The sequence below is a fragment of the Allomuricauda sp. MMSF_3307 genome, assembly GCF_030733585.1.
GTDB lineage: Bacteria > Bacteroidota > Bacteroidia > Flavobacteriales > Flavobacteriaceae > Flagellimonas.
In genome coordinates, this window is record NZ_JASHIQ010000004.1 from 90,753 (window position 1) to 110,881 (window position 20,129).

Below are 20,129 nucleotides of genomic sequence, written 5' to 3' on the forward strand. Positions count from 1 at the left end.
CATGGATGATAAATTAATGATCATAGACCCACACGTTCACATGACCTCCAGAACTACGGATGATTACGAGGCCATGGCGGCAGCTGGGGTGGTAGCGGTGATAGAACCTTCATTTTGGTTGGGTCAACCCAGAACACAAGTAGGTTCTTTTCAAGACTATTTCAGTAGTTTAGTGGGGTGGGAACCTTTTAGGGCTTCTCAATTCGGAATCAAACATTATTGTACCATCGGGCTTAACTCCAAAGAGGCGAATAATGTACCCTTGGCCGAAGAGGTTATGGAATTATTGCCTTTATATCTGCACAAGGAAAATGTGGTGGCCATTGGAGAAATCGGATATGACGACCAGACCGAGGCAGAGGATAGGTTCTTTCGGGAACAATTGGAGCTGGCCAAAGAGTTTAATATGATGGTTCAAGTACATACCCCCCATAGGGATAAAAAGGCAGGGACCATTAAAAGTATGGAAGTCTGTATAGAGCACGGGATTGACCCTGGAATGGTAGTCATCGACCATAACAATGAGGAAACGGTAAAGGAAGTTTTGGATCGCGGATTTATTGCAGCCTTCACCATTTATCCAAAAACCAAAATGGGCAATCAGCGTATGGTGGAAGTCGTTAAAAAATTCGGAAGTACGAATATAATTGTGGACAGTTCCGCGGATTGGGGTGTTTCCGACCCGTTGGCGGTTCCCAAAACGGCCAACCTTATGCTGCAAAATGGCGTTTCCCGTGAAGATGTGGTAAAAACTTGCTACCAAAATGCACTGGACTTTTTTGGGAGGTCAGGAAAAATGAAAGCCGAACATTGGTTGAACCCTGAAGCTATCGACCAACGGAAATTGTTTAATGACAATAGTGTCCTACGAGGTCAGGAACCTAAAGTAGAGGATAATAAAATCGTTTAATGAGTCCACGCTTAAAGGCATATCTCCAATTGTGTAGACCGGCCAATTTACCTACAGCAGCTGCCGATGTTTTGGCAGGAACCGCTATCTCTGGTCTGTTTGCAGTTGATGGAGCTTTTCAATTGGCGGACATCGCAGTTTTACCCTTTTTGTTGCTGGTGATGGCTCCCGTTTTCCTGTACGCAGGCGGAGTGGTACTCAATGATGTATTTGATATTGAAATCGATAGGGTGGAGCGACCTGAACGCCCTATTCCCAGCGGAGTAGTGCCTTTGGGAAAGGCAAGGTCTCTTGGTTTTGTCTTGCTTGCGGTTGGAATCGGACTGGCATTTTTTGTGGGTAAAACCACAGGCTTAATCGCTGTTTTTTTGGCATTGTCCATTTTGTCGTACGATAAATTTGCAAAGCATCATCCTATATTGGGACCACTCAATATGGGTGTTTGCAGAGGGCTCAACCTTTTAATGGGTATTTCGTTGTTGGGAACCTTTCAGTATTGGCCGTATGTGCTGCTTCCGATTGTTTTCATCTTTGCGGTGACTATGATCAGTAGGGGCGAGGTACATGGCAAAAACAAGGGAAATATACGTTGGGCAGGAATACTTTATGGGCTGGTTATCGCTGGCGTGGTTTACCTCCATTACACTTACGCTAAAAGTGATTTTTGGTATGTATTGTTTTTGGTACTCTTCGGGCTAATGGTCTTCCGACCCTTGATCATCGCTTATAGGGACAATACCCCAAACCATATTAAAAATGCCGTTAAATCTGGCGTTTTGTCCATTGTATTGCTGGATGCCTCCCTGGCCGTAGCACATTCGAACCTTCTACTGGGGATTCTCACACTATTATTATTACCGTTGTCCATCTTTTTGGCCAAACAATTTGCAGTAACCTAGTTTATGAATACAAACTTACCTCCCATACGCCAGGCGTTTCAAGTAAGGTATGATTATCAATTGCTTTTTACCCAGCAACTATTTGCCGTGGAGAACCCTTTGTTCAAAAATGTACTGTCGGAATATAGACCTAATGAGCCGATCAAATGTCTATTTATCGTCGATCAAGGGGTCATGGACTGTCACCCAATGTTGGAGACCCACATCAAACAGTATTGCGAGCAATACAAACATCAAATAAAGTACACGGAATTAGTTGTAGTGCCGGGAGGTGAGCAAAGTAAAAAAGACCAAACGAGTGTGGATAGGTGCCTTACCGCCATTAATGAGAATGCCATTTGCCGGCATTCATTTGTGGTAGCCATAGGTGGCGGAGCTGTGGTTGATATGGTGGGTTATGCGGCTACTATCGCGCACCGAGGGGTGCAGCTCATTAGGGTACCCACGACCGTTTTGGCCCAGAATGATGCCGCTGTGGGAGTCAAGAACAGTGTGAACGCCTTTGCGAAGAAAAACTTTTTGGGGACGTTTTCCGTGCCCTACGCGATTATCAACGATCTGGAATTTTTAAAAACCCTGGAGCAAAGGGATTGGGTGGCCGGAATCGCAGAAGCCATTAAAGTGGCGTTGATCAAGGACAAGGCATTTTTTGAATACATTGAAAACAATGCCCAAGCTTTGGCCAACAGGGATATGGAGGTCATGGCCTATCTTATCCATCGCTGCGCCGAGCTGCATATGGAACATATTTCCAAAGGGGGTGATCCTTTCGAAAGTGGTTCGTCAAGACCCTTGGATTTTGGTCATTGGTCCGCCCATAAAATGGAATATATGACCGATTATCAACTTCGACACGGTGAGGCCGTTGCCTTGGGTATGGCCATAGATATGGTATATGCCAGTCTAATCGGGATTTTGGAAGATGATTTGGACCGAGTGTTGAACGTTATCAAAAAAGTGGGGTTCCAACTCGAAATGCCTTTTGAAAGCGATCAAAAGATCGAGGAAGTGCTCCATGGAATCGAAGAATTTAGGGAACATTTGGGTGGTAAGCTAACCATCCCCTTGATTCCTAAAATCGGAACAAAGACCGATGTACATCAAATTGACTACACCCTAATGGAACAGGCTATCCGAAGCTTTGTGCGCAAACCGGAAAGTTCCCTATGAAAATCAATGAAAAATATCACCTTACCTATTGCACCAATATCCATGCTGGTGGGAATTGGGAAGAAACATTTAGAAGCTTAAAGGAAAATGTACCCCAAATAAAGAATGCTGTTTGTCCGGATAAACCCTTTGGATTGGGACTTCGTTTGGGAAACACTGCCAGTTTGGAACTCGACCAAGGGAAGCTCAAGGAATTTAAGGAATGGTTGGATAAGGAAGATTGCTACGTATTCACCATGAACGGTTTTCCCTATGGAAATTTTCATGGCGAACCCGTCAAGGATCAAGTGCATGTACCGGATTGGACCACACACGAACGTTTGGAGTATACCCTGAGGTTGTTCAAACAATTGGATGTTTTGGCGCCCGAAGGTATGGAATGTGGTATTTCCACTTCCCCGGTTTCCTACAAGCATTGGTTCGATTCGGAAGAGGATAAGCGAAAAGCATTGACCAGTGGGGCCAAAAATATGGTCCGCGTAGCTGTTGAGCTGTATCAAATGGAGAAAGCTTCGGGCAGGTATATGCATTTGGATGTGGAGCCCGAACCCGATGGTTTTTTGGAAAATACGCAAGAGGTACTCGATTTTTATGCGGAATACCTAGTCCCTACGGCTATTAAAGCTTTTGGGGAATACCAATTCAATCCCGAAAAGATAACCGAGTTGCTCAAGCGTTATATCACGGTGTGTTATGATGTTTGTCATTTCGCATTGGCTTATGAAGCCCCAAATTGGACCTTTGAAAAGTTGAAGCAATCGGAAATCAAGGTTGGTAAGATTCAGGTGAGTGCCGCCCTAAAAATTATATACGACCAAGATAAAGTGGATGACATTTGGAATACTTTGGCAAAGTTCAATGAACCCGTTTATCTACATCAGGTAACCCAAAAGGTCAATGGCAAGGTGAAAACATACAACGATTTACCCGTGATTTTGGAAAAGAGGGCACCATTTACCGAATTGCGCTCGCACTTTCACGTGCCTATTTTTTTAAAGGATTACGGTTTGCTCCAATCCACACAAGACCAGATTGAGGGCGTATTGGCTTATTTGAAAAGTCATTTGGTGAGCCAACATATCGAAGTGGAAACCTACACTTGGGATGTTTTGCCCAAGGACCTTAAAATGCCGATTACAGAATCCATAGCGCGGGAACTGAATTGGATGAAATCAAGATTGGAATGAAGAAGACCGTAGTGATCAATATTGTAGGATTGACCCATAGATTGATAGGAGGGCATACCCCTTTCATCAAATCATTCTTGGAAAAAGGCAAAAGCAGTGTGGTACAGCCCGTATTGCCTGCCGTTACTTGCTCTGCCCAAAGCACCTATCTCACGGGAAAATGGCCATCCGAACACGGTATTGTTGGGAATGGATGGTTTTTTAAGGATGAACTGGAAGTGAAATTTTGGAGACAGGGAAATCCTTTGGTGCAATCCCCAAAAATTTGGGACGAACTAAAGACATTGGATGCCAATTTTACCTGTGCCAATATGTTTTGGTGGTACAATATGTACAGTACAGTGGATTTTAGCGCCACCCCCCGCCCCAATTACTTGGCGGATGGCAGAAAGATTCCGGATATTTATACCTATCCTGCTGAACTGCGCGATAAGCTTCAAGCTAAATTGGGTACGTTTCCCTTGTTCAAGTTCTGGGGACCCAAAACCTCCATTGCATCGAGTAGATGGATTGCTGATGCCACCATGGAAATGGATCGTGAGCATGACCCCACCCTGACCTTGGTGTATTTGCCCCACTTGGATTACAATACGCAACGCCATGGAATCAACTTTGATATCCTACAAAAGGATTTAAGGGAGATTGATGCCGTTGTCAAGGATTTGGTGCAGTATTACGAGGCAAAGTCTGCCCATGTGGTGCTATTGTCCGAGTATGGTATCACCGATGTGTCCAATCCCATCCACATTAACCGTTACCTTAGGAAAAAGGGGTATTTGGGTATTCGGATGGAAAGGGGATTGGAACTCTTGGATGCCGGTGCGAGTAAAGCCTTTGCCGTTGCCGACCATCAAGTGGCCCATGTGTATGCCAAGAAAGCTGTCGATTATGAAGCATTGCACACCTATTTAAAGACCATACCCGGTGTGGAAAAGGTCATTCCGAAAAATGAACTGGAGTCACATCAGCTTAACCATGATCGGGCCGGGGATTTCGTCCTTGTTGCGGATAAGGATAGTTGGTTTACCTATTATTTTTGGGAGGATGATGCCGTAGCACCTGATTATGCCCGAATGGTAGATATCCATAAAAAGCCGGGCTACGACCCCGTTGAAATGTTCACCGACCCTTCGGACCCCTTTGTGATGCCCAAAGTGATCTGGAAACTCCTTAAAAAGAAATTGGGCTTTAGAACGGTGATGGATGTAATTCCCCTAAAAGCTGAGTTGGTCAAAGGCTCGCATGGTAGAATCCCAGAGGATAAACAAGATTGGCCTATCTTGGCTACCAATGCCCAAGACCATTTGCCCAAAGCGGAATTATTGGCCACCGATGTTTATGAAGTACTGAAAAACCACATAACTCAATAAATAATGGAAACCTTTTTTAAAATTTTTGCTGTTGTCTTCACGCTGTTGTTTGGATACGCGATAGCTGTTCAGTTTAATGACCCTGACGCTGTAAAATGGATCTTAATTTATTTTGCAGCAGCACTGGCCTCAGTACTTTTCTTGTTGAAAAAGCTGAAGTCTGGTATCTACTTTTTTCTTTCGGGATTCTTCATCATGCTTTTCATTCTATATTGGCCGGAAACCTGGGAAGGAGTTCAGTTGGACCATGGGATGAAAACCGTGAATATCGAGGAGGGCCGTGAGTCCTTGGGGTCTTTGATTGCGGGAATTGTGATGTTGGTCTATGGTTTTAGGACCCGTGTTATCAACCGATCAAAAATCTAGGTCAAACTCTTTCCGGAGCAAATCCAAGTTTGGGTTTTTCTCCCGTAACTTTTCATACTTTTCTTGAGGGGTAAAGGCAAACTTTTTGGCAACTTCTTCGTTTACCGTAATATGTAACGAGATGGAGTAGTTGTTCAACTTTTGCTTAAGGTAATCCAGCATCAAACTTTGTTCCCGCTCTATCTCCTTTTTCATGGTGCCATTGGGAAGTTCTATCCAAATGGTACTTTCATTCTTGAGTTTGGGCACATCGGTCTGTAAATTGCTTGCCAGTATTTTTCTGCCTTGTTGCTCCAATTGGTGGACAAAATCATCCCAATGTTCTTGCATTTCCTTTTCCTCAAAAGTATCCTTGGGAAGGTCCTTTTCGTCAACACTGGGTGCTTTGTTGTTTTGATGCTCTTTTTTGACCTTGATGCTGGATAGGGATAGACCCGATACCCTTTTTTCAGCACCTTTTATGGCTATCTTTTTGGGTTGATAGCTTTTTTCGGGTTCGCTGACCAGTTCTTTTTCAACTTCGTTTTCATCTGGTGCATCATCCACCTTGGGCACCATCTCTTGGGTTGATGCCATGGTCGCCTGTTCTATTGGTGTCTTTTTTGAAGGAGTTTCAGGTGAATGGGTTTCTGGGACTTTGATACCGTTTGAAACGATTTTTGTCTCCTTGAAATGCGAAGCGGGTATTAAGAAATTAGAGTTTTTTTTTTCTCCATCGAAAGTGATGGACGCTAGCTTCATGAGTGTGAGTTCTACCAGCAGACGTTGGTTTTTACTGGTCTTGTATTGCAAATCGCACTCGTTGGCCATATCTAGAGCTTTCAACAAAAACGCTTTGGATGCCTTTTTGGATTGCTCTTGATATTGACCCACCACATCTTCACCTACTTCCAATAAACTTAAGGTATCTTTGTGCTGGCACACCATCAAATCCCTGAAATGGGAGGCCAGACCGGTTATAAAGTGATGACCGTCAAAACCAAGGGACAATGTTTTATTGAACAGGACCAAAAGTTCAGGAATGTTGTTGTCCAGGATCAAATCCGTGGCGGAAAAGTAGATGTCGTAATCCAGCACATTCAGGTTTTCCGTAACGGCCTTTCTGGTGAGTTCTTTCCCAGAAAAACTTACTACGCGATCAAAAATGGAAAGGGCATCGCGCATGGCACCGTCCGCTTTTTGCGCTATGATGTGCAGTGCGCTTTCTTCGGCATCAATGCCTTGCTGTTCCGCAATGTACTTTAAATATTCAGTGGCATCCTTAACGGTGATACGCTTAAAGTCAAAAATTTGACAACGCGAAAGGATAGTTGGAATGATCTTGTGCTTTTCCGTGGTCGCCAAAATAAAAATGGCATGCTTTGGTGGCTCCTCCAAGGTTTTCAAAAAAGCGTTGAAGGCCGATTGGGAGAGCATGTGTACCTCGTCGATGATGTACACTTTGTATTTGCCCGTCTGTGGAGGAATACGCACCTGGTCTATAAGGCTTCGGATATCATCCACAGAATTATTGGAAGCCGCATCGAGCTCAAAAATATTGAAGGCGAAATCCTCATCTTCCCTTTCGGTACCATCTTGATTTATTTTTTTGGCCAAGATTCGGGCACAAGTTGTTTTACCAACGCCCCTCGGGCCACAGAACAAGAGCGCCTGTGCCAAATGATTGTTCTCAATGGCATTCATTAAGGTGTTGGTTATGGACTGTTGGCCCACAACATCCTTAAACGTCTGGGGTCTATATTTTCTAGCCGATACAATAAATGGTTCCAATGCTGGGAAAAATAGATTTCATACAAATATAAAAATAGCAATGGCTAAAGTTTGTCGCAAGTGAAGAGTTCCCTCTTTTTTTATTAACAATTGGATTACCTTTGCAGCCAGCAGGCCACCTTATCGCCGTGTACTGAACTTGTTTCAGTGCCTTCATGGGAATCACACCGATTCCCTTGGAGGTCCCAGATCAAGTCTGGGACAAGGAGGAAAGTCCGGACACCGTAGTGCGGCATAGCGGGTAACGCCCGTCCGCCGAAAGGCGAGGACCAGTGCAACAGAAAGCAAGTACAGTTCGGCTGTAGTGAAATCAGGTAAACTCTATGCGGTGAAACGTCATGTAAACCAATGTTTGAGGGCTGCACGCCCGAGTTGGAGGGTAGGCGGTTGGAACACTTGGGCAACCATTTGTCTAGATAAATGATAAGGACTCCCAAAGTTAATTTGGGATGCACAGAATCCGGCTTATGGCCTGCTTTTATTCTTCTTTTTCTTCGAAAAAACTGAAAATGCTTCCCCCATATTTTCGCTGCTCGGAAAACTTAGGGTGCCCCGAAAGGTCGGTTTGGTCGGAATGTTCAATGATCAAAACTCCATCTGGTAGCAAAAGGTGCTCTGCGAAAACCAAATCTGCGATTTTCAAAAATTGTTCTGTATCAAAATCATAGGGTGGGTCAGCAAAAATGAGGTCAAATGGTTCCGATGTCCCCTCCAGAAATTTGTAAACATCCGATTTAACGGTATTAATGGAAAAACCCAGTTCATTGGCGGTTTTGGAGATGTACTGCACACAACCTTGAAAACTATCAACGGCCGTAATCTGTTCCGTCCCCCTTGAAGCAAATTCAAAACTAATGTTTCCCGTGCCCGAAAATAGGTCCAGCACCTTGAGTTCATCAAAATAAAACCGATTGTTCAATATATTGAACAGGGCTTCTTTGGCCATGTCGGTGGTTGGCCGGACGGGCAATTTTTTTGGTGCGGTCAACCGCTTTCCCTTGTATTTTCCAGAAATGATGCGCATTTAGAGCGAGCTTAAAATGGAAAAATCGATGCTTTCGTTTTCCAGTTGTTCCAAAGGAAAGGACGGATTGCTCGGGACAAATACGGAAACGTTTTTGATGTATTGGTAGCAGATATCATAGATAGGGTCACCTTCTTCAACGGCACCAAAGAGTTTGAGCTGTACTCGTTCAAGGTCTATCTGCAATTGTTCCAAACTGAATAACAGGTAGTACAGAAAATCCTCTTTGGTCTTGTATTCAAATTGGTTGTAGAAGAGCAGTTTTTTATCGGAAATTACCACCATTTCCATTTCTCCTTTGGAAACCTGAACGTAACAAATGGGTTCGGTTGTCGTTCTGTTTTGGTTCAAAAGGGTGTTGATAAGGACGGTGCCACTATGTTTGAACTCAAATTCTCCGAAAAGGTCAAAAATATAATTGTTGACATTGGTATAGGGCACGTATACATTGACAATGTCTTGATTGGGTATCTCATCATAGGCGATTAAATCGTTCGCCATGATCTTGGTGTTGAACTTGAGATAGTTGGGGAGCTCGTCTTTATTAAAAAGCGGTTTGGGTACAAGTCCGAAAAGGTTGTTTTTGTGAATCACCATTACTTCGGAAAAGTTATGGCCCACCTCGCCTTGTTTGCCCAATTTTTCCTTGAGTTCCTTGAGCATAAGATAGGGGGTAAGCTGCGATTTGAAGTCTACCCGTTCAAAGGCAAGGATTTTATGGGATACAGTATCCAGTACACAAAAAGAAAGTCCATTCAAGCCAGCTTGAATGGACAATTTTCTATGAGTGCTATTTGTGGTGTTCTGTACTATAGCTAGTTGTTCTTTTTCCTGTCGTAAACAGGTGGCCAGTTACCGTTGGTGCTAACATCGGTCAATGAGCCAACTTTGATTTCCGTGCCATTTACCTCTTCCACACTTTGGTAAGAGTTTTCTTTTTCCACCAAGTCTTGTGGTTGATCGTAAAGCACTACGTTCTTTTTTACTTTGGCTTCGAATACAGGGGCCTTATAGCCACTTTTATCGATGATGTCCGCCTTCATTTCAAACTTCTCATCGTTCTGGGCGTAAGGTACGTTCATCATGGTTTTGTAACGGTCGTCCGCACCAAAAAGTGAATCCTTAACCTTAACTGTGCCCAAGGTATCGATGATGACAGTGTCTTGTTGCATCTCAATTTGGTACACTCGGTCGTATCTCATAAAAGAGGAATCACGTTGCGTGGTGATGGTATAATTTCCGGTGTCGATAAATTTGATTAAGCTTTCAAAATCGTTGGCGTATTTTCCGTTCACCGTTTTGTAGGCTTCCTGAGAATCCCGGATGTCCTTTAGTTTGTTGATTACCTTGGCAAATCTTTCGTTTCTTACCTTGTTAAATTCGATGGGAGCATTAATGGAATCGTATATTTTGTATCCTAGGAAAATGCTCAAAATTCCAAAGAGAATCACCAGTACAGGCTTCACTTTTTGAGGTAAAAATCTATCGATCAAGAAAACAAGCCCTACGGTCACAAGGCATATTAAAACAACAATAAGAATTAAGTTTAACATATCTGATACTGTCTTTCAAAGTTAATTTAGTGGTTAAAGACAAATCTACAATATTTTTTTTATTGGGAAACTTTTTGCTTTAAAAAAGACCACTATATTTAGGCTCCATGAATGATGCTACCGTACCTACATTTTTAAAAATTTTAACCGAGAAATTTCCCCATTCACCTACCTTAAAACAGGATGTAGCCCTTAATAAGCTGGCTAACTTTGTTTTAGGAAAACAAAAGGACAGACTGTTCCTTTTAAAAGGATTTGCAGGAACGGGAAAAACGACACTGGTGGCTACTCTGGTGAGCAGTTTATGGAAGGTGAAAATGAGTGCGGTATTGATGGCCCCGACGGGGAGGGCGGCCAAAGTGATGTCCGTTTATTCCGGAAACAAGGCCTTTACCATCCATAAAAAGATATATTTTCCCAAAAAGCAGTCAGGCGGAGGTATCCAATTTGTGTTGGCTCCGAACAAACATCGCAATACCATTTTTATTGTGGATGAAGCATCCATGATTCCTGATACCCCAGCGGATTCCAAATTGTTCGAAAACGGTTCGCTTTTGGATGATTTGATGCAGTATGTGCATTCGGGACATAACTGTAAATTGATATTGATCGGGGATACTGCACAGTTACCTCCCGTAAAGCTGGAACTCAGTCCTGCGTTGGATGAGGGCCGCTTATCCTTACACTATAATAAGGATGTCGAATGTTTGGAACTCGATGAGGTCATGCGACAATCGGGCGATTCCGGTATCCTTCACAATGCCACGAACCTCCGTGAGCAATTGCAATCCGAGTTTTTTGAGGAGTTTAAGTTTGAACTCAGCCCTTTTACCGATATCGTTAGGCTTATCGATGGCAACGAAATCCAAGAGGCGATTGATTCGTCCTATAGTGAAAACGGCAAGGAACAAACAGCCATTATTGTACGTTCCAACAAGAGGGCCAACCTGTACAATCAAAATATTCGTGAACGTATCCTTTTTTTGGAAAATGAAATTGCCGTAGGTGATTATATGATGGTGGTCAAGAACAACTACTTCTGGCTAAAGCCCAATTCCGAGGCGGGGTTTATTGCCAATGGTGATATTATAGAGGTGCTCGAACTGTTTGCCATCAAGGAATTGTATGGCTTCAAGTTTGCCGAGGTAAAGGTAAAAATGGTGGATTATCCCAATCAAAGGCCCTTTGAGACGGTTCTACTATTGGATACCATCACGGCGGAAACACCATCGCTTTCCTATGAGGACGGAAATAAGCTGTACCAAGAGGTGATGAAGGACTATGCCCATGAAAAAACCAAATACCGCAAGTTTTTAGGTGTCAAAAACAACAAGTTCTTCAATGCCTTGCAGGTAAAATTCTCCTATGCCATTACCTGCCATAAGTCCCAAGGCGGCCAGTGGGATACAGTGTTCGTGGAACAACCATATTTGCCCAATGGGGTGGACAAGGATTACCTGAGGTGGTTGTACACCGCCGTTACAAGGGCCGAGCGTCAACTCTATTTAATAGGTTTTAAGGATGATTTTTTTCTTGGCTAGGAAAAGGCTAATTTAGACATCGGCATGAACATTGAACCAGATACCATAATAAGTTTGTTTTTAGGGATAGGATTGGCGGCCTCCGCCGGTTTTCGTGTGTTTTTGCCCCTTTTTGCCCTTAGTTTTGCGGCTTATTTAGGGGTGTGGGAACTCAACGATAACTGGCAATGGATTGGGAGTCTAACCGCGCTCATTACCTTGGGTATTGCCACAGTGGTCGAGATATTTGCCTATTTTATCCCATGGGTCGACAATGCCTTGGATACCATAGCCCTGCCTTTGGCCGGGATAGCTGGCACTGCTGCCGTGGTAAGCACCGCAAGCAATATGGATCCGGTGATCACTTGGTCTTTGGCCATCATTGCAGGGGGCGGAACCGCTACGGCCATCAAAGGAGCCAATGCCACGGGCAGGTTGGCTTCAACAGGGACCACGGGTGGATTGGCCAACCCATTGGTATCGACCGTTGAAACGGGAGCGGCCGTTGCCGTGAGCACCGCCTCGATATTAGTGCCGCCCATTGCTGCGATATTGGTCATCATTATTTTGCTAATCATCTTCAGGATTTACCGAAAAATACGGCCCAGAGCCAAATAACCGTTGTTCAAACCAAAAACCTAAAAGTGAAGATAATATCCATGATTCCCGCTCGCTATCAAGCCTCGCGCTTTCCTGCCAAATTGATGCAGGATCTCGGTGGGAAGCCTGTCATTGTAAGAACCTATGAAGCGGCGGTCCATACCGGACTGTTCGACGATGTATTTGTAGTGACCGATAGCCCCATCATTGCCGAAGTCATTGAAGCTATTGGCGGAAAGGTCATCATGAGCAAAAAAGCACATGAAAGTGGTAGCGATAGAATTGCCGAAGCCGTAGAAGATATGGATGTGGATGTGGTCATCAATGTGCAAGGTGATGAGCCTTTTATCGATGCAGATAGTTTGGGAAAAATCATCAAAGTGTTTAAAAATGATACTGAGCAGGAAATTGACCTGGGTTCGTTGATGACACCCATTACCGATTGGGACGAAATATCCAACCCCAATACGGTAAAGGTCGTTGTGGATAATCAGGGGTTTGCCCTGTATTTCTCGCGTTCCCCGATTCCCTATCCTCGGGATGAGAAAGTGGATGCCACCTATTACAAACATAAAGGCGTCTACGTATTCAGAAAAAGAGCGCTGATGGATTTTCAAAAGTTGCCCATGTTGCCTTTGGAAGCCAAGGAAAAAATAGAGGCCATTCGTTTTTTGGAATATGGCAAAAAAATAAAAATGGTAGAGACCCATGTCACCGGTATCGAAATTGATACGCCTGAAGACTTGGAACGTGCACGAAAAGTATGGAAGTAGATTTCAGCAATATAAAAACCATTGGTTTTGATGCCGATGATACCCTTTGGGTCAACGAGACCTATTTTAGGGATACCGAAGAAAAGTTTGCGGAACTTTTGGAAGGCTACGAAACCAAGAACAAAATAGACCAAGAGCTCTTTAAAATGGAAATGGCCAATTTGGACAGCTACGGTTACGGCATCAAGGGGTTTATGCTTTCCATGATAGAATCCGCATTGGATCTTTCCAACAACAAGGTCCCGCAAGAGACCATTGCCCAAATCTTGGAGCTAGGCAAAAAAATGATTTCGCATCCCGTGGAACTGCTCGATGGGGTGGAGGAAGTACTTGCCAAACTATCGGGAAAATACAGATTGATCGTACTTACCAAAGGCGATCTTTTAGATCAGGAACGAAAGTTGGAAAGATCGGGACTTTCCCAATATTTTCATCATGTGGAGGTGTTGAGCGATAAAAAGGAAAGCAATTACAAGAATCTGTTGGACCACTTGAATATCCATGTCAAGGAATTTTTGATGATAGGAAACTCCTTAAAGTCGGATGTATTGCCTATCTTGAATATTGGAGCGCAAGCGGTTCATGTGCCCTTTCATACCACTTGGGCCCACGAGATGGTATCGGAAGATGAAATGGTCAACAACCACTTGAAATTGAACCGTCTAAAGGATGTTTTGAAGTATTTGGACAACTAAATGAAGACAGCGAATAATTTGAAGAAGCAAGAAGAAATAGCCTCAACCCACAGAACGGCCTATAAAAATTTTCCCATGGTTCCCAGGGTCATTTTTGGGGCGGGATGTTTTTCGCAATTGGGCGACATTTTATTGCCCCAACGAAAAAGTTCGGAGGCACCCTTTATATTTTTGGTGGATGATTTTTTTGAGAACACCGAGTTCATGGCCAAAGTGCCCCTTATGTTCAATGACGAAATCATATTCATCTCGGCCGAAGAAGAACCCAAAACGGCCCAAGTAGATGCTTTGGTTGCCCAAATACGTGAAAAGTACAAGGAAATGCCCTCAGGTATCATTGGAATCGGTGGGGGCACCCTGCTCGATCTGGCCAAGGCCGTATCCATATTGCTGAACAACAAAGGATTGGCCAAGGACTATCAAGGGTGGGACTTGGTGAACAAGCCAGCACTGTATCATGTCGGTATTCCTACGATTAGCGGAACTGGGGCAGAGGTTTCACGGACCACGGTACTCTTGGGTCCAGAAAAAAAGTTGGGAATCAATTCCGATTTTACCCCCTTCGATCAAGTGCTGTTAGATCCAGATTTTAGTGAAACCGTGCCCAAGGAGCAATGGTTCTACACGGGAATGGACTGCTATATCCATTGCGTGGAATCGTTAACAGGCACTTATTTGAACGCTTTTAGCCAGAGTTACGGTGAAAAGGCGCTGGAATTGTGCAAGGAAGTCTTTTTGGAGGATTTACCTCCGGAGGAATCCCGCGATAAATTGATGATGGCCTCCTGGCATGGTGGAATGAGCATCGCCTATTCACAAGTGGGTGTGGCACATGCCATGAGCTATGGCCTATCTTATTTATTGGGTGTAAAACATGGTATCGGAAACTGCTTGGTGTTCCAGCATTTAGAGGAATTTTATCCCGAAGGAGTGGCACTGTTCAAAAAAATGATGGACAAGCATTCGATTACATTGCCAAAAGGTATCTGTGCCGATTTGACCCAAAACGATTTTGACGTAATGGTCAATGTTTCGATGGGATTGGAGCCTCTTTGGGAAAATGCATTGGGAAAGGATTGGAAAACCAAAATGACGCCCGAAAGACTTCAGGCCTTGTTCGAAAAAATATAGGATTGGTTCTACAAGGAACGAATCCTTCAAATCATGCAGTCACTAGCGAAGTTTATTTATTTTAAGTTGTTGGGTTGGAAACTCAACGGACAGTTTCCAAAATTGGATCAATGTGTCGTCATTGTGATTCCGCATACCCATTGGTTGGATTTTTTTCTCGGCCTGTTGATTCGAAAGGTCATTAAGGAAGAAATCAACTACATTGGAAAAAAGAGTCTTTTCAAGCCTCCGTTCGGATGGTTTTTTCGTTGGACGGGAGGTGCACCCGTAGATCGTTCCAAAAGCTCCAATACGGTGGACAATATCGTTCAAATCTTCAAAGAACGAAAAGTATTCCGCTTGGCATTGGCACCCGAAGGTACCCGTAAAAAAGTAACCCAATTGCGAACTGGGTTTTATCATATTGCCCAAAAGGCCAAGGTACCCATTGTGATGGTGGCCTTCGATTTTGGCAAGAAGGAAATCAAAATTGGCGAACCATTTTGGGTAACCGATAACCAGGAAAGTGATTTTGCAAAGATTCACGATTTCTATAGGGAGGTAAAAGGCAAAATTCCAGCCTACAGTTTTCCTTGAATCTTAAGTGACAATAATTGCCCGTAAGATTTTCTACCCTACAACCAAACCACTTCTACCTAATTTCCGTACGTAAAAGTACAGCGACCAATTCGTCGGACTTACCAAAAAGGTCTTGTTTGCCTTTCGGTATTAAAATCCTAGTACGAGTTAGTGGTTTACATTGTTTTAGGTTAGGTTAATTAGGTGTCTTAAGGATCTACAGTTTTGTAGGTCCTTTTGATTTTTTAGTGCTGTTGTTTCCTCGTGGTAAGCATTCCATAAACTTTATAAATGGATTTGGTTCCAAGGCTTGGCGAATTTTTGAGGATTATAAACCCTATATTTAGGCAACCAAAACTAACTCAAATGATCAAGCTCAAAAATTCGAGAAAAAATTCTAGGTATCTCATTGCCTTTGCAGGTTTAATGCTTACTTCGACATTATCCGCACAAGATTGGAACGGGTACACCCCCTCCTCCATGGAAAAACAAGCACAAACAGAGGCTACTTTTCTGAAAACCGTGGATTTCCCAAAATATAGGGAGCACCTTCAAAAACTCACGGAAAAACCCCATGTGGCCGGAACTGCTGCCAACGAAGAAGTGGCCGAATATATGGCCACCGTCATGGAAAATGCTGGGATGAAAGTGGATTTCTATCCTTATGATATTTACATGTCCACTTCTGGCGGAAGCTCCGCAGTGGAACTGGTTACGCCCTACCGTAGGCCATTGAACCAGCAGGAAAATATTTTGGATGAAGACCGGTTTTCTTCTGACCCTACCTTGGAGAAGGGCTGGAACGCCTATTCAGGAAGTGGTGATGTAACCGCTGCGGTGGTGTACGCCAATTATGGGACCAAGGAAGACTTTGAACGCCTCGCTGAAATGAGTGTTGATGTAAAAGGAAAAATTGTTATTGCCCGTTATGGACGGAATTTTAGGGGATACAAGGCCAAATTTGCGGAGCAATATGGGGCAGCGGGACTCATTATGTATACCGACCCAGCCGATAGTGGGTACGCCAAAGGCTTGGTCTATCCCGAAGGATACACCTATAATGAAAGCGCCATACAACGGGGCTCCGTTCTTACTTTGGACTATCAAGGAGACCCACTGACCCCTTTTGAACCTGCACTTCCCTTGGACGGCAAAAAGAAAGCTCAGCGGATGGACCCATCAGAAACTACCTTGCATACCATACCCGTGTTACCGTTGCCCTACGGTTCGGCAAAAGAAATTATTAGCAACATGAAAGGAAAGCCGGTCCCGCAAGAATGGCAGGGCGGCTTGCCCTATACCTACCGACTTGAAGGTGGCGAGGAATTGACAGTTCGGCTATTTGTAGACCAACCCAAGGAATTTGTTCGTGTGAGCAATGTGGTGGGAACATTCAAGGGTACCGAATATCCAGATGAATGGATCATTCTAGGGTGCCATTACGACGCTTGGGCCTTCGGGGCCACTGACCCCAACAGCGGAACGGCCATGCTGTTGTCACTGAGCGAAAGCATTGGAAAATTGGTCAAAAGTGGAAACGGTCCCAAAAGATCTATCCTGATTGCACATTGGGATGCCGAGGAGCACGGTGTGATAGGATCCTCCGAATGGGTAGAGCAGCTCAAGGATGAATTGGGGGCCAAAGCGGTTGCCTACCTCAATTTTGATGGAGGTGTATCCGGAAAAAACTTTGGTGCATCTTCCTCTCCAACCTTGAAAAACTTGGTCTCTGAAATGGCCAAAAAAGTGGATTACCCCTATTCGGAAAAGTCGCTCTATGATCAGTGGAGAGGTGATAAGGAGGAGCCCACTATTGGTAATTTGGGAGGAGGTTCCGACCATATCGGTTTTTATATGCATGTAGGGGTTCCTTCGTTGAGCGGTGGAGCAGGAGGCCCTACCTTGTACCACACCAACTACGACAGCTTTCACTTCTACGAAACCTTTGTAGATCCTGAGTTTAAAATGGGAGGCACCGTTGAGCAATGGACTGGACTCATGACTTTGCGTATGGCCAATGCTGAATTGATTCCGTATGATGTAGAACGATATGCTGTGGATTTGAAAGGGCACTTTGCCAAGGCCGTGGAAAAAATCAAAGGATTCCATGCCGAATTTGAAGGTTTTGATCAAGTGGATCAATCCATTGCTACCTTGGAAAAGAACACCCAGCTTTTGGATGAAGCTTTGGCCAACGCCTTGTCGTCGGGCGCATTGTCCAAAAAGGAGATCAAGGACATCAACAAGCAATTGATTACCCTGGAAAAAAGCTTTATCGACGAAAAAGGGATGTATTATGGGTCATGGTTTAAATCCCTGTACGCTTCAACAGATCCTTTTAGCGGATATGCCTCATGGATTTTACCTGGATTGGAATATGAGATTTCCTTGAAATCCACAGATCGATTGGAAGAGTGGGACCAACGATACGCCAGTGCTATCTCGTCCTTGGCTAACAAGGTTTTGACTTTGGCTCAAAGTATTCGATAAGAAATAAAACGAGTCAACTAAAAAGGAAGCTGTCTAAAAAGCAGTCTACTTGTCAATTCGAGCGCAGTCGAGAACTTAAGACACATTGATAATCAATGGGTTTCGACTGCGCTCAACCTGACAAAGTTCAAATATTATAGCTTTTTAGGCAGCCCCTTTTTAAACTGTTGATTTGGTGTCTATTCCTTCATGGTATGATATACGTTCTGTACGTCATCATCCTCTTCAATTTTCTCGAGTAGTTTTTCCACATCAGCTGCCTCTTCTTCACTGAGTTCTTTGGTTACCTGTGGAATACGCTCAAATCCTGAGGAGATAATCTCGATTTCCTTGGATTCCAGTTCTTTTTGAATGGCCCCAAAATTTTCGAAGGGCGCATAAATATGAATCCCGTCCTCATCTGTGAACACCTCTTCGGCCCCAAAGTCGATCATCTCCAGTTCCAATTCTTCCGGGTCGATGCCTTCGCCGTTGATAGTGAAGTTGCAAGTGTGATCAAACATAAATTCAACCGAACCGGATGTTCCCAAACTACCATTGCATTTATTAAAGTAGCTACGGATGTTGGCCACGGTTCGTGTATTGTTATCGGTGGCGGTCTCGATCAAAATGGCGATACCATGGGGTGCGTAGCCCTCAAAGAGTACTTCTTTATAATCCCCTTGGTTTTTGTCAGAAGCCCTTTTGATAGCACGCTCAATATTGTCCTTGGGCATGTTTACCGCCTTGGCATTCTGAATCACAGCACGGAGTTTTGCATTGGCATCTGGGTCGGGACCACCTTCCTTGACCGCCATTACAATGTCTTTCCCAATTCTGGTAAACGCTTTGGACATCGCTGCCCAGCGCTTCATTTTTCGTGCTTTTCTAAACTCGAACGCTCTTCCCATAACATCTTACATTCTGGATGCTGGCAAATTTAGCAAAAAATGCCCCTTTGTCAAGTCGATAATTTTTAACGCTGACCAACAATTTTTTCGATGGATTTTGCCAGGTCAATATCCTTTTGGGTAACACCTCCTGCATCGTGTGTACTTAAGTGTATGTTGAGGGTATTGTAGACATTTTCCCAATTGGGATGGTGGTTTTGCTTTTCACATGCAAAGGCAATGTGTGTCATCACAGAGAAAGCTTCCATAAAATCCCCAAAAGTGAAAGATTTTTGAATCATGTCATCTTTTAAGGTCCAGCCTGATAGATTTTTAAGGGCGTCTTTGATTTCTTCGGTATGTAACTTCTTCATAAGATTTCCATTTTCTTAAAGTTAACCAATAAAATAGGGAATGGAAAACTTATACGGGCAGATGATGATCAATAATCTCCTGACAACTGATACGAAGGTTCTTGGGCAGGATATTATCCTTGGGCAAGGCGGCCAAATACCTATCCTCATTGGTAGTGTACACCCTTTTGTACACGGGATGGTAATTGCCCAAGTGGGCTATGACCTCTTTGATGAACTCCTCATGCTGGATAAGGTCACTGCTCCCCAAATGATAGATTCCCGTTTTGTTCCTGTTGATCAGGTAATGGATTTGTTGGGTAAGCCTATCGTCGTTGGTCACATTGATGATCAGGTTGGGAAATACCTCAATCGGTTCATTGTTTTCAATATGTTCCTTGATTTCCCGAATTCGGGGAGAAGCATTGCCAAAGACCATGGGCACCCTTAAAATGGCCGTTTTTTCCTTGGGCAACCGCATCATCATGTTCTCGATCTTGATTTTGAGCCTACCATAAACACTCAACGATAAGGTCTTGTCATATTCGTAGGATGGAAATTTGCTGTAAGCGTCGAACACATTGGCCGAAGAAATAAAGTAAAGTTTGGCCTTGGTCCGGACCAAATACTCCATCAAATGCTGATGTGCCTGTATCTGGGCGGGAAAGTTTCCCCTAAGGGCCGATACAATAATGTCCGGACGCACCTGTTCCAATACCTGAAAAATGTCGTCCTCTTCCAGATCGTAGCGCATAAACTGCTTGTTCTTGGCAAACGAACGATTGGAATAATAGGTGCCATAGGTATCAAAATAGGAGCAAAGCTCTTTGTATATGGCATTGCCCACAAATCCGCTCGCTCCTAATATCAATATCTTTTTTTTATCCAAAG

General features: G+C 43.8%; 20 protein-coding genes and 1 other RNA gene. 14 read left to right on the plus strand and 7 right to left on the minus strand.

The window, feature by feature from the left end; all coding sequences use genetic code 11:
* Position 1: 1 nt before the first annotated feature.
* The 6 genes from RBB12_RS11185 to RBB12_RS11210 are packed head-to-tail and all read left to right on the plus strand — an operon-like array spanning position 2 to position 5,902.
* Positions 2-910: a TatD family hydrolase gene (locus RBB12_RS11185; protein WP_306014367.1), complete on the plus strand. Its 909-nt coding sequence runs from the start codon at positions 2-4 to the stop codon at positions 908-910.
* Complete coding sequence (gene eboC / locus RBB12_RS11190) at positions 910-1,809, plus strand: UbiA-like protein EboC (RefSeq protein ID WP_306014366.1); 900 nt, start codon at positions 910-912, stop codon at positions 1,807-1,809. Before RBB12_RS11185 ends, eboC begins: the two co-directional genes overlap by 1 nt.
* 3 nt (positions 1,810-1,812) lie before the next feature.
* Positions 1,813-2,979, plus strand: a complete 1,167-nt coding sequence (locus RBB12_RS11195; RefSeq protein ID WP_306014365.1) for a 3-dehydroquinate synthase — start codon at positions 1,813-1,815, stop codon at positions 2,977-2,979.
* Entirely contained in the window at positions 2,976-4,166 is a 1,191-nt protein-coding gene (eboE, locus tag RBB12_RS11200) for a metabolite traffic protein EboE (protein ID WP_306014364.1), read from the plus strand. Before RBB12_RS11195 ends, eboE begins: the two co-directional genes overlap by 4 nt.
* Positions 4,163-5,536, plus strand: a complete 1,374-nt coding sequence (locus RBB12_RS11205) for an alkaline phosphatase family protein (protein WP_306014363.1) — start codon at positions 4,163-4,165, stop codon at positions 5,534-5,536. The genes eboE and RBB12_RS11205 overlap by 4 nt, the downstream gene beginning before the upstream one ends.
* 3 nt (positions 5,537-5,539) lie before the next feature.
* Positions 5,540-5,902 carry a transmembrane 220 family protein gene (locus RBB12_RS11210; RefSeq protein ID WP_306014362.1) on the plus strand — a complete coding sequence of 121 codons (363 nt, stop codon included), beginning with the start codon at positions 5,540-5,542 and terminating at the stop codon, positions 5,900-5,902.
* Here the strand turns inward: RBB12_RS11210 and RBB12_RS11215 are convergent.
* A complete protein-coding gene (locus RBB12_RS11215; protein WP_306014361.1) occupies positions 5,891-7,672 on the minus strand; it encodes a DNA polymerase III subunit gamma/tau in 1,782 nt (593 codons plus the stop codon). The genes RBB12_RS11210 and RBB12_RS11215 overlap by 12 nt on opposite strands.
* 107 nt (positions 7,673-7,779) lie before the next feature.
* On the opposite strand from RBB12_RS11215, the gene rnpB reads away from it, so the two are divergent.
* Positions 7,780-8,155, plus strand: an RNA gene (gene rnpB, locus RBB12_RS11220) — RNase P RNA component class A.
* On the opposite strand, the gene RBB12_RS11225 is transcribed toward rnpB, so the two are convergent.
* The 3 genes from RBB12_RS11225 to RBB12_RS11235 are packed head-to-tail and all read right to left on the minus strand — an operon-like array spanning position 8,151 to position 10,162.
* On the minus strand, positions 8,151-8,696 hold the full coding sequence (locus tag RBB12_RS11225) for an RsmD family RNA methyltransferase (RefSeq protein ID WP_306014360.1): 546 nt from the start codon (positions 8,694-8,696) through the stop codon (positions 8,151-8,153). The genes rnpB and RBB12_RS11225 overlap by 5 nt on opposite strands.
* A complete protein-coding gene (locus tag RBB12_RS11230) occupies positions 8,697-9,473 on the minus strand; it encodes a DUF3822 family protein (protein ID WP_409557907.1) in 777 nt (258 codons plus the stop codon). It abuts the gene before it with no gap.
* A 38-nt stretch (positions 9,474-9,511) separates the two neighbouring features.
* Complete coding sequence (locus RBB12_RS11235) at positions 9,512-10,162, minus strand: hypothetical protein (protein WP_179385413.1); 651 nt, start codon at positions 10,160-10,162, stop codon at positions 9,512-9,514.
* Positions 10,163-10,356: 194 nt separating this feature from the next.
* Between RBB12_RS11235 and RBB12_RS11240 the strand changes: the two genes are divergently transcribed.
* The 7 genes from RBB12_RS11240 (at position 10,357) to RBB12_RS11270 (ending at position 18,016) form a co-directional block, all read left to right on the plus strand.
* On the plus strand, positions 10,357-11,790 hold the full coding sequence (locus RBB12_RS11240; protein ID WP_306014359.1) for an ATP-dependent RecD-like DNA helicase: 1,434 nt from the start codon (positions 10,357-10,359) through the stop codon (positions 11,788-11,790).
* Positions 11,791-11,814: 24 nt separating this feature from the next.
* Positions 11,815-12,387, plus strand: coding sequence for a DUF4126 domain-containing protein (locus RBB12_RS11245; protein ID WP_218847547.1), 573 nt, complete (start codon positions 11,815-11,817; stop codon positions 12,385-12,387).
* 41 nt (positions 12,388-12,428) lie between these two features.
* A complete protein-coding gene (kdsB, locus tag RBB12_RS11250) occupies positions 12,429-13,142 on the plus strand; it encodes a 3-deoxy-manno-octulosonate cytidylyltransferase (protein WP_293287633.1) in 714 nt (237 codons plus the stop codon).
* Positions 13,133-13,837 (plus strand): HAD family hydrolase, encoded by a 705-nt coding sequence (locus RBB12_RS11255; RefSeq protein ID WP_306014358.1) that lies wholly within the window; start codon positions 13,133-13,135, stop codon positions 13,835-13,837. The genes kdsB and RBB12_RS11255 overlap by 10 nt, the downstream gene beginning before the upstream one ends.
* Positions 13,838-14,968, plus strand: a complete 1,131-nt coding sequence (locus tag RBB12_RS11260) for an iron-containing alcohol dehydrogenase family protein (RefSeq protein WP_293285201.1) — start codon at positions 13,838-13,840, stop codon at positions 14,966-14,968.
* Between the two features lie 33 nt (positions 14,969-15,001).
* A complete protein-coding gene (locus RBB12_RS11265; protein ID WP_306014357.1) occupies positions 15,002-15,544 on the plus strand; it encodes a 1-acyl-sn-glycerol-3-phosphate acyltransferase in 543 nt (180 codons plus the stop codon).
* Between the two features lie 348 nt (positions 15,545-15,892).
* Entirely contained in the window at positions 15,893-18,016 is a 2,124-nt protein-coding gene (locus RBB12_RS11270; RefSeq protein WP_306014356.1) for a M28 family peptidase, read from the plus strand.
* 179 nt (positions 18,017-18,195) lie between these two features.
* Here RBB12_RS11270 and RBB12_RS11275 read toward each other — a convergent pair whose 3' ends face one another.
* From RBB12_RS11275 to RBB12_RS11285, 3 genes are all read right to left on the minus strand, one after another.
* Positions 18,196-18,906 carry a YebC/PmpR family DNA-binding transcriptional regulator gene (locus RBB12_RS11275; RefSeq protein WP_306014355.1) on the minus strand — a complete coding sequence of 237 codons (711 nt, stop codon included), beginning with the start codon at positions 18,904-18,906 and terminating at the stop codon, positions 18,196-18,198.
* A gap of 65 nt (positions 18,907-18,971) precedes the next feature.
* Positions 18,972-19,259, minus strand: a complete 288-nt coding sequence (locus tag RBB12_RS11280) for a 4a-hydroxytetrahydrobiopterin dehydratase (protein WP_293285212.1) — start codon at positions 19,257-19,259, stop codon at positions 18,972-18,974.
* 49 nt (positions 19,260-19,308) lie between these two features.
* On the minus strand, positions 19,309-20,127 hold the full coding sequence (locus RBB12_RS11285; RefSeq protein ID WP_293287613.1) for a sugar nucleotide-binding protein: 819 nt from the start codon (positions 20,125-20,127) through the stop codon (positions 19,309-19,311).
* Positions 20,128-20,129 lie beyond the last annotated feature (2 nt).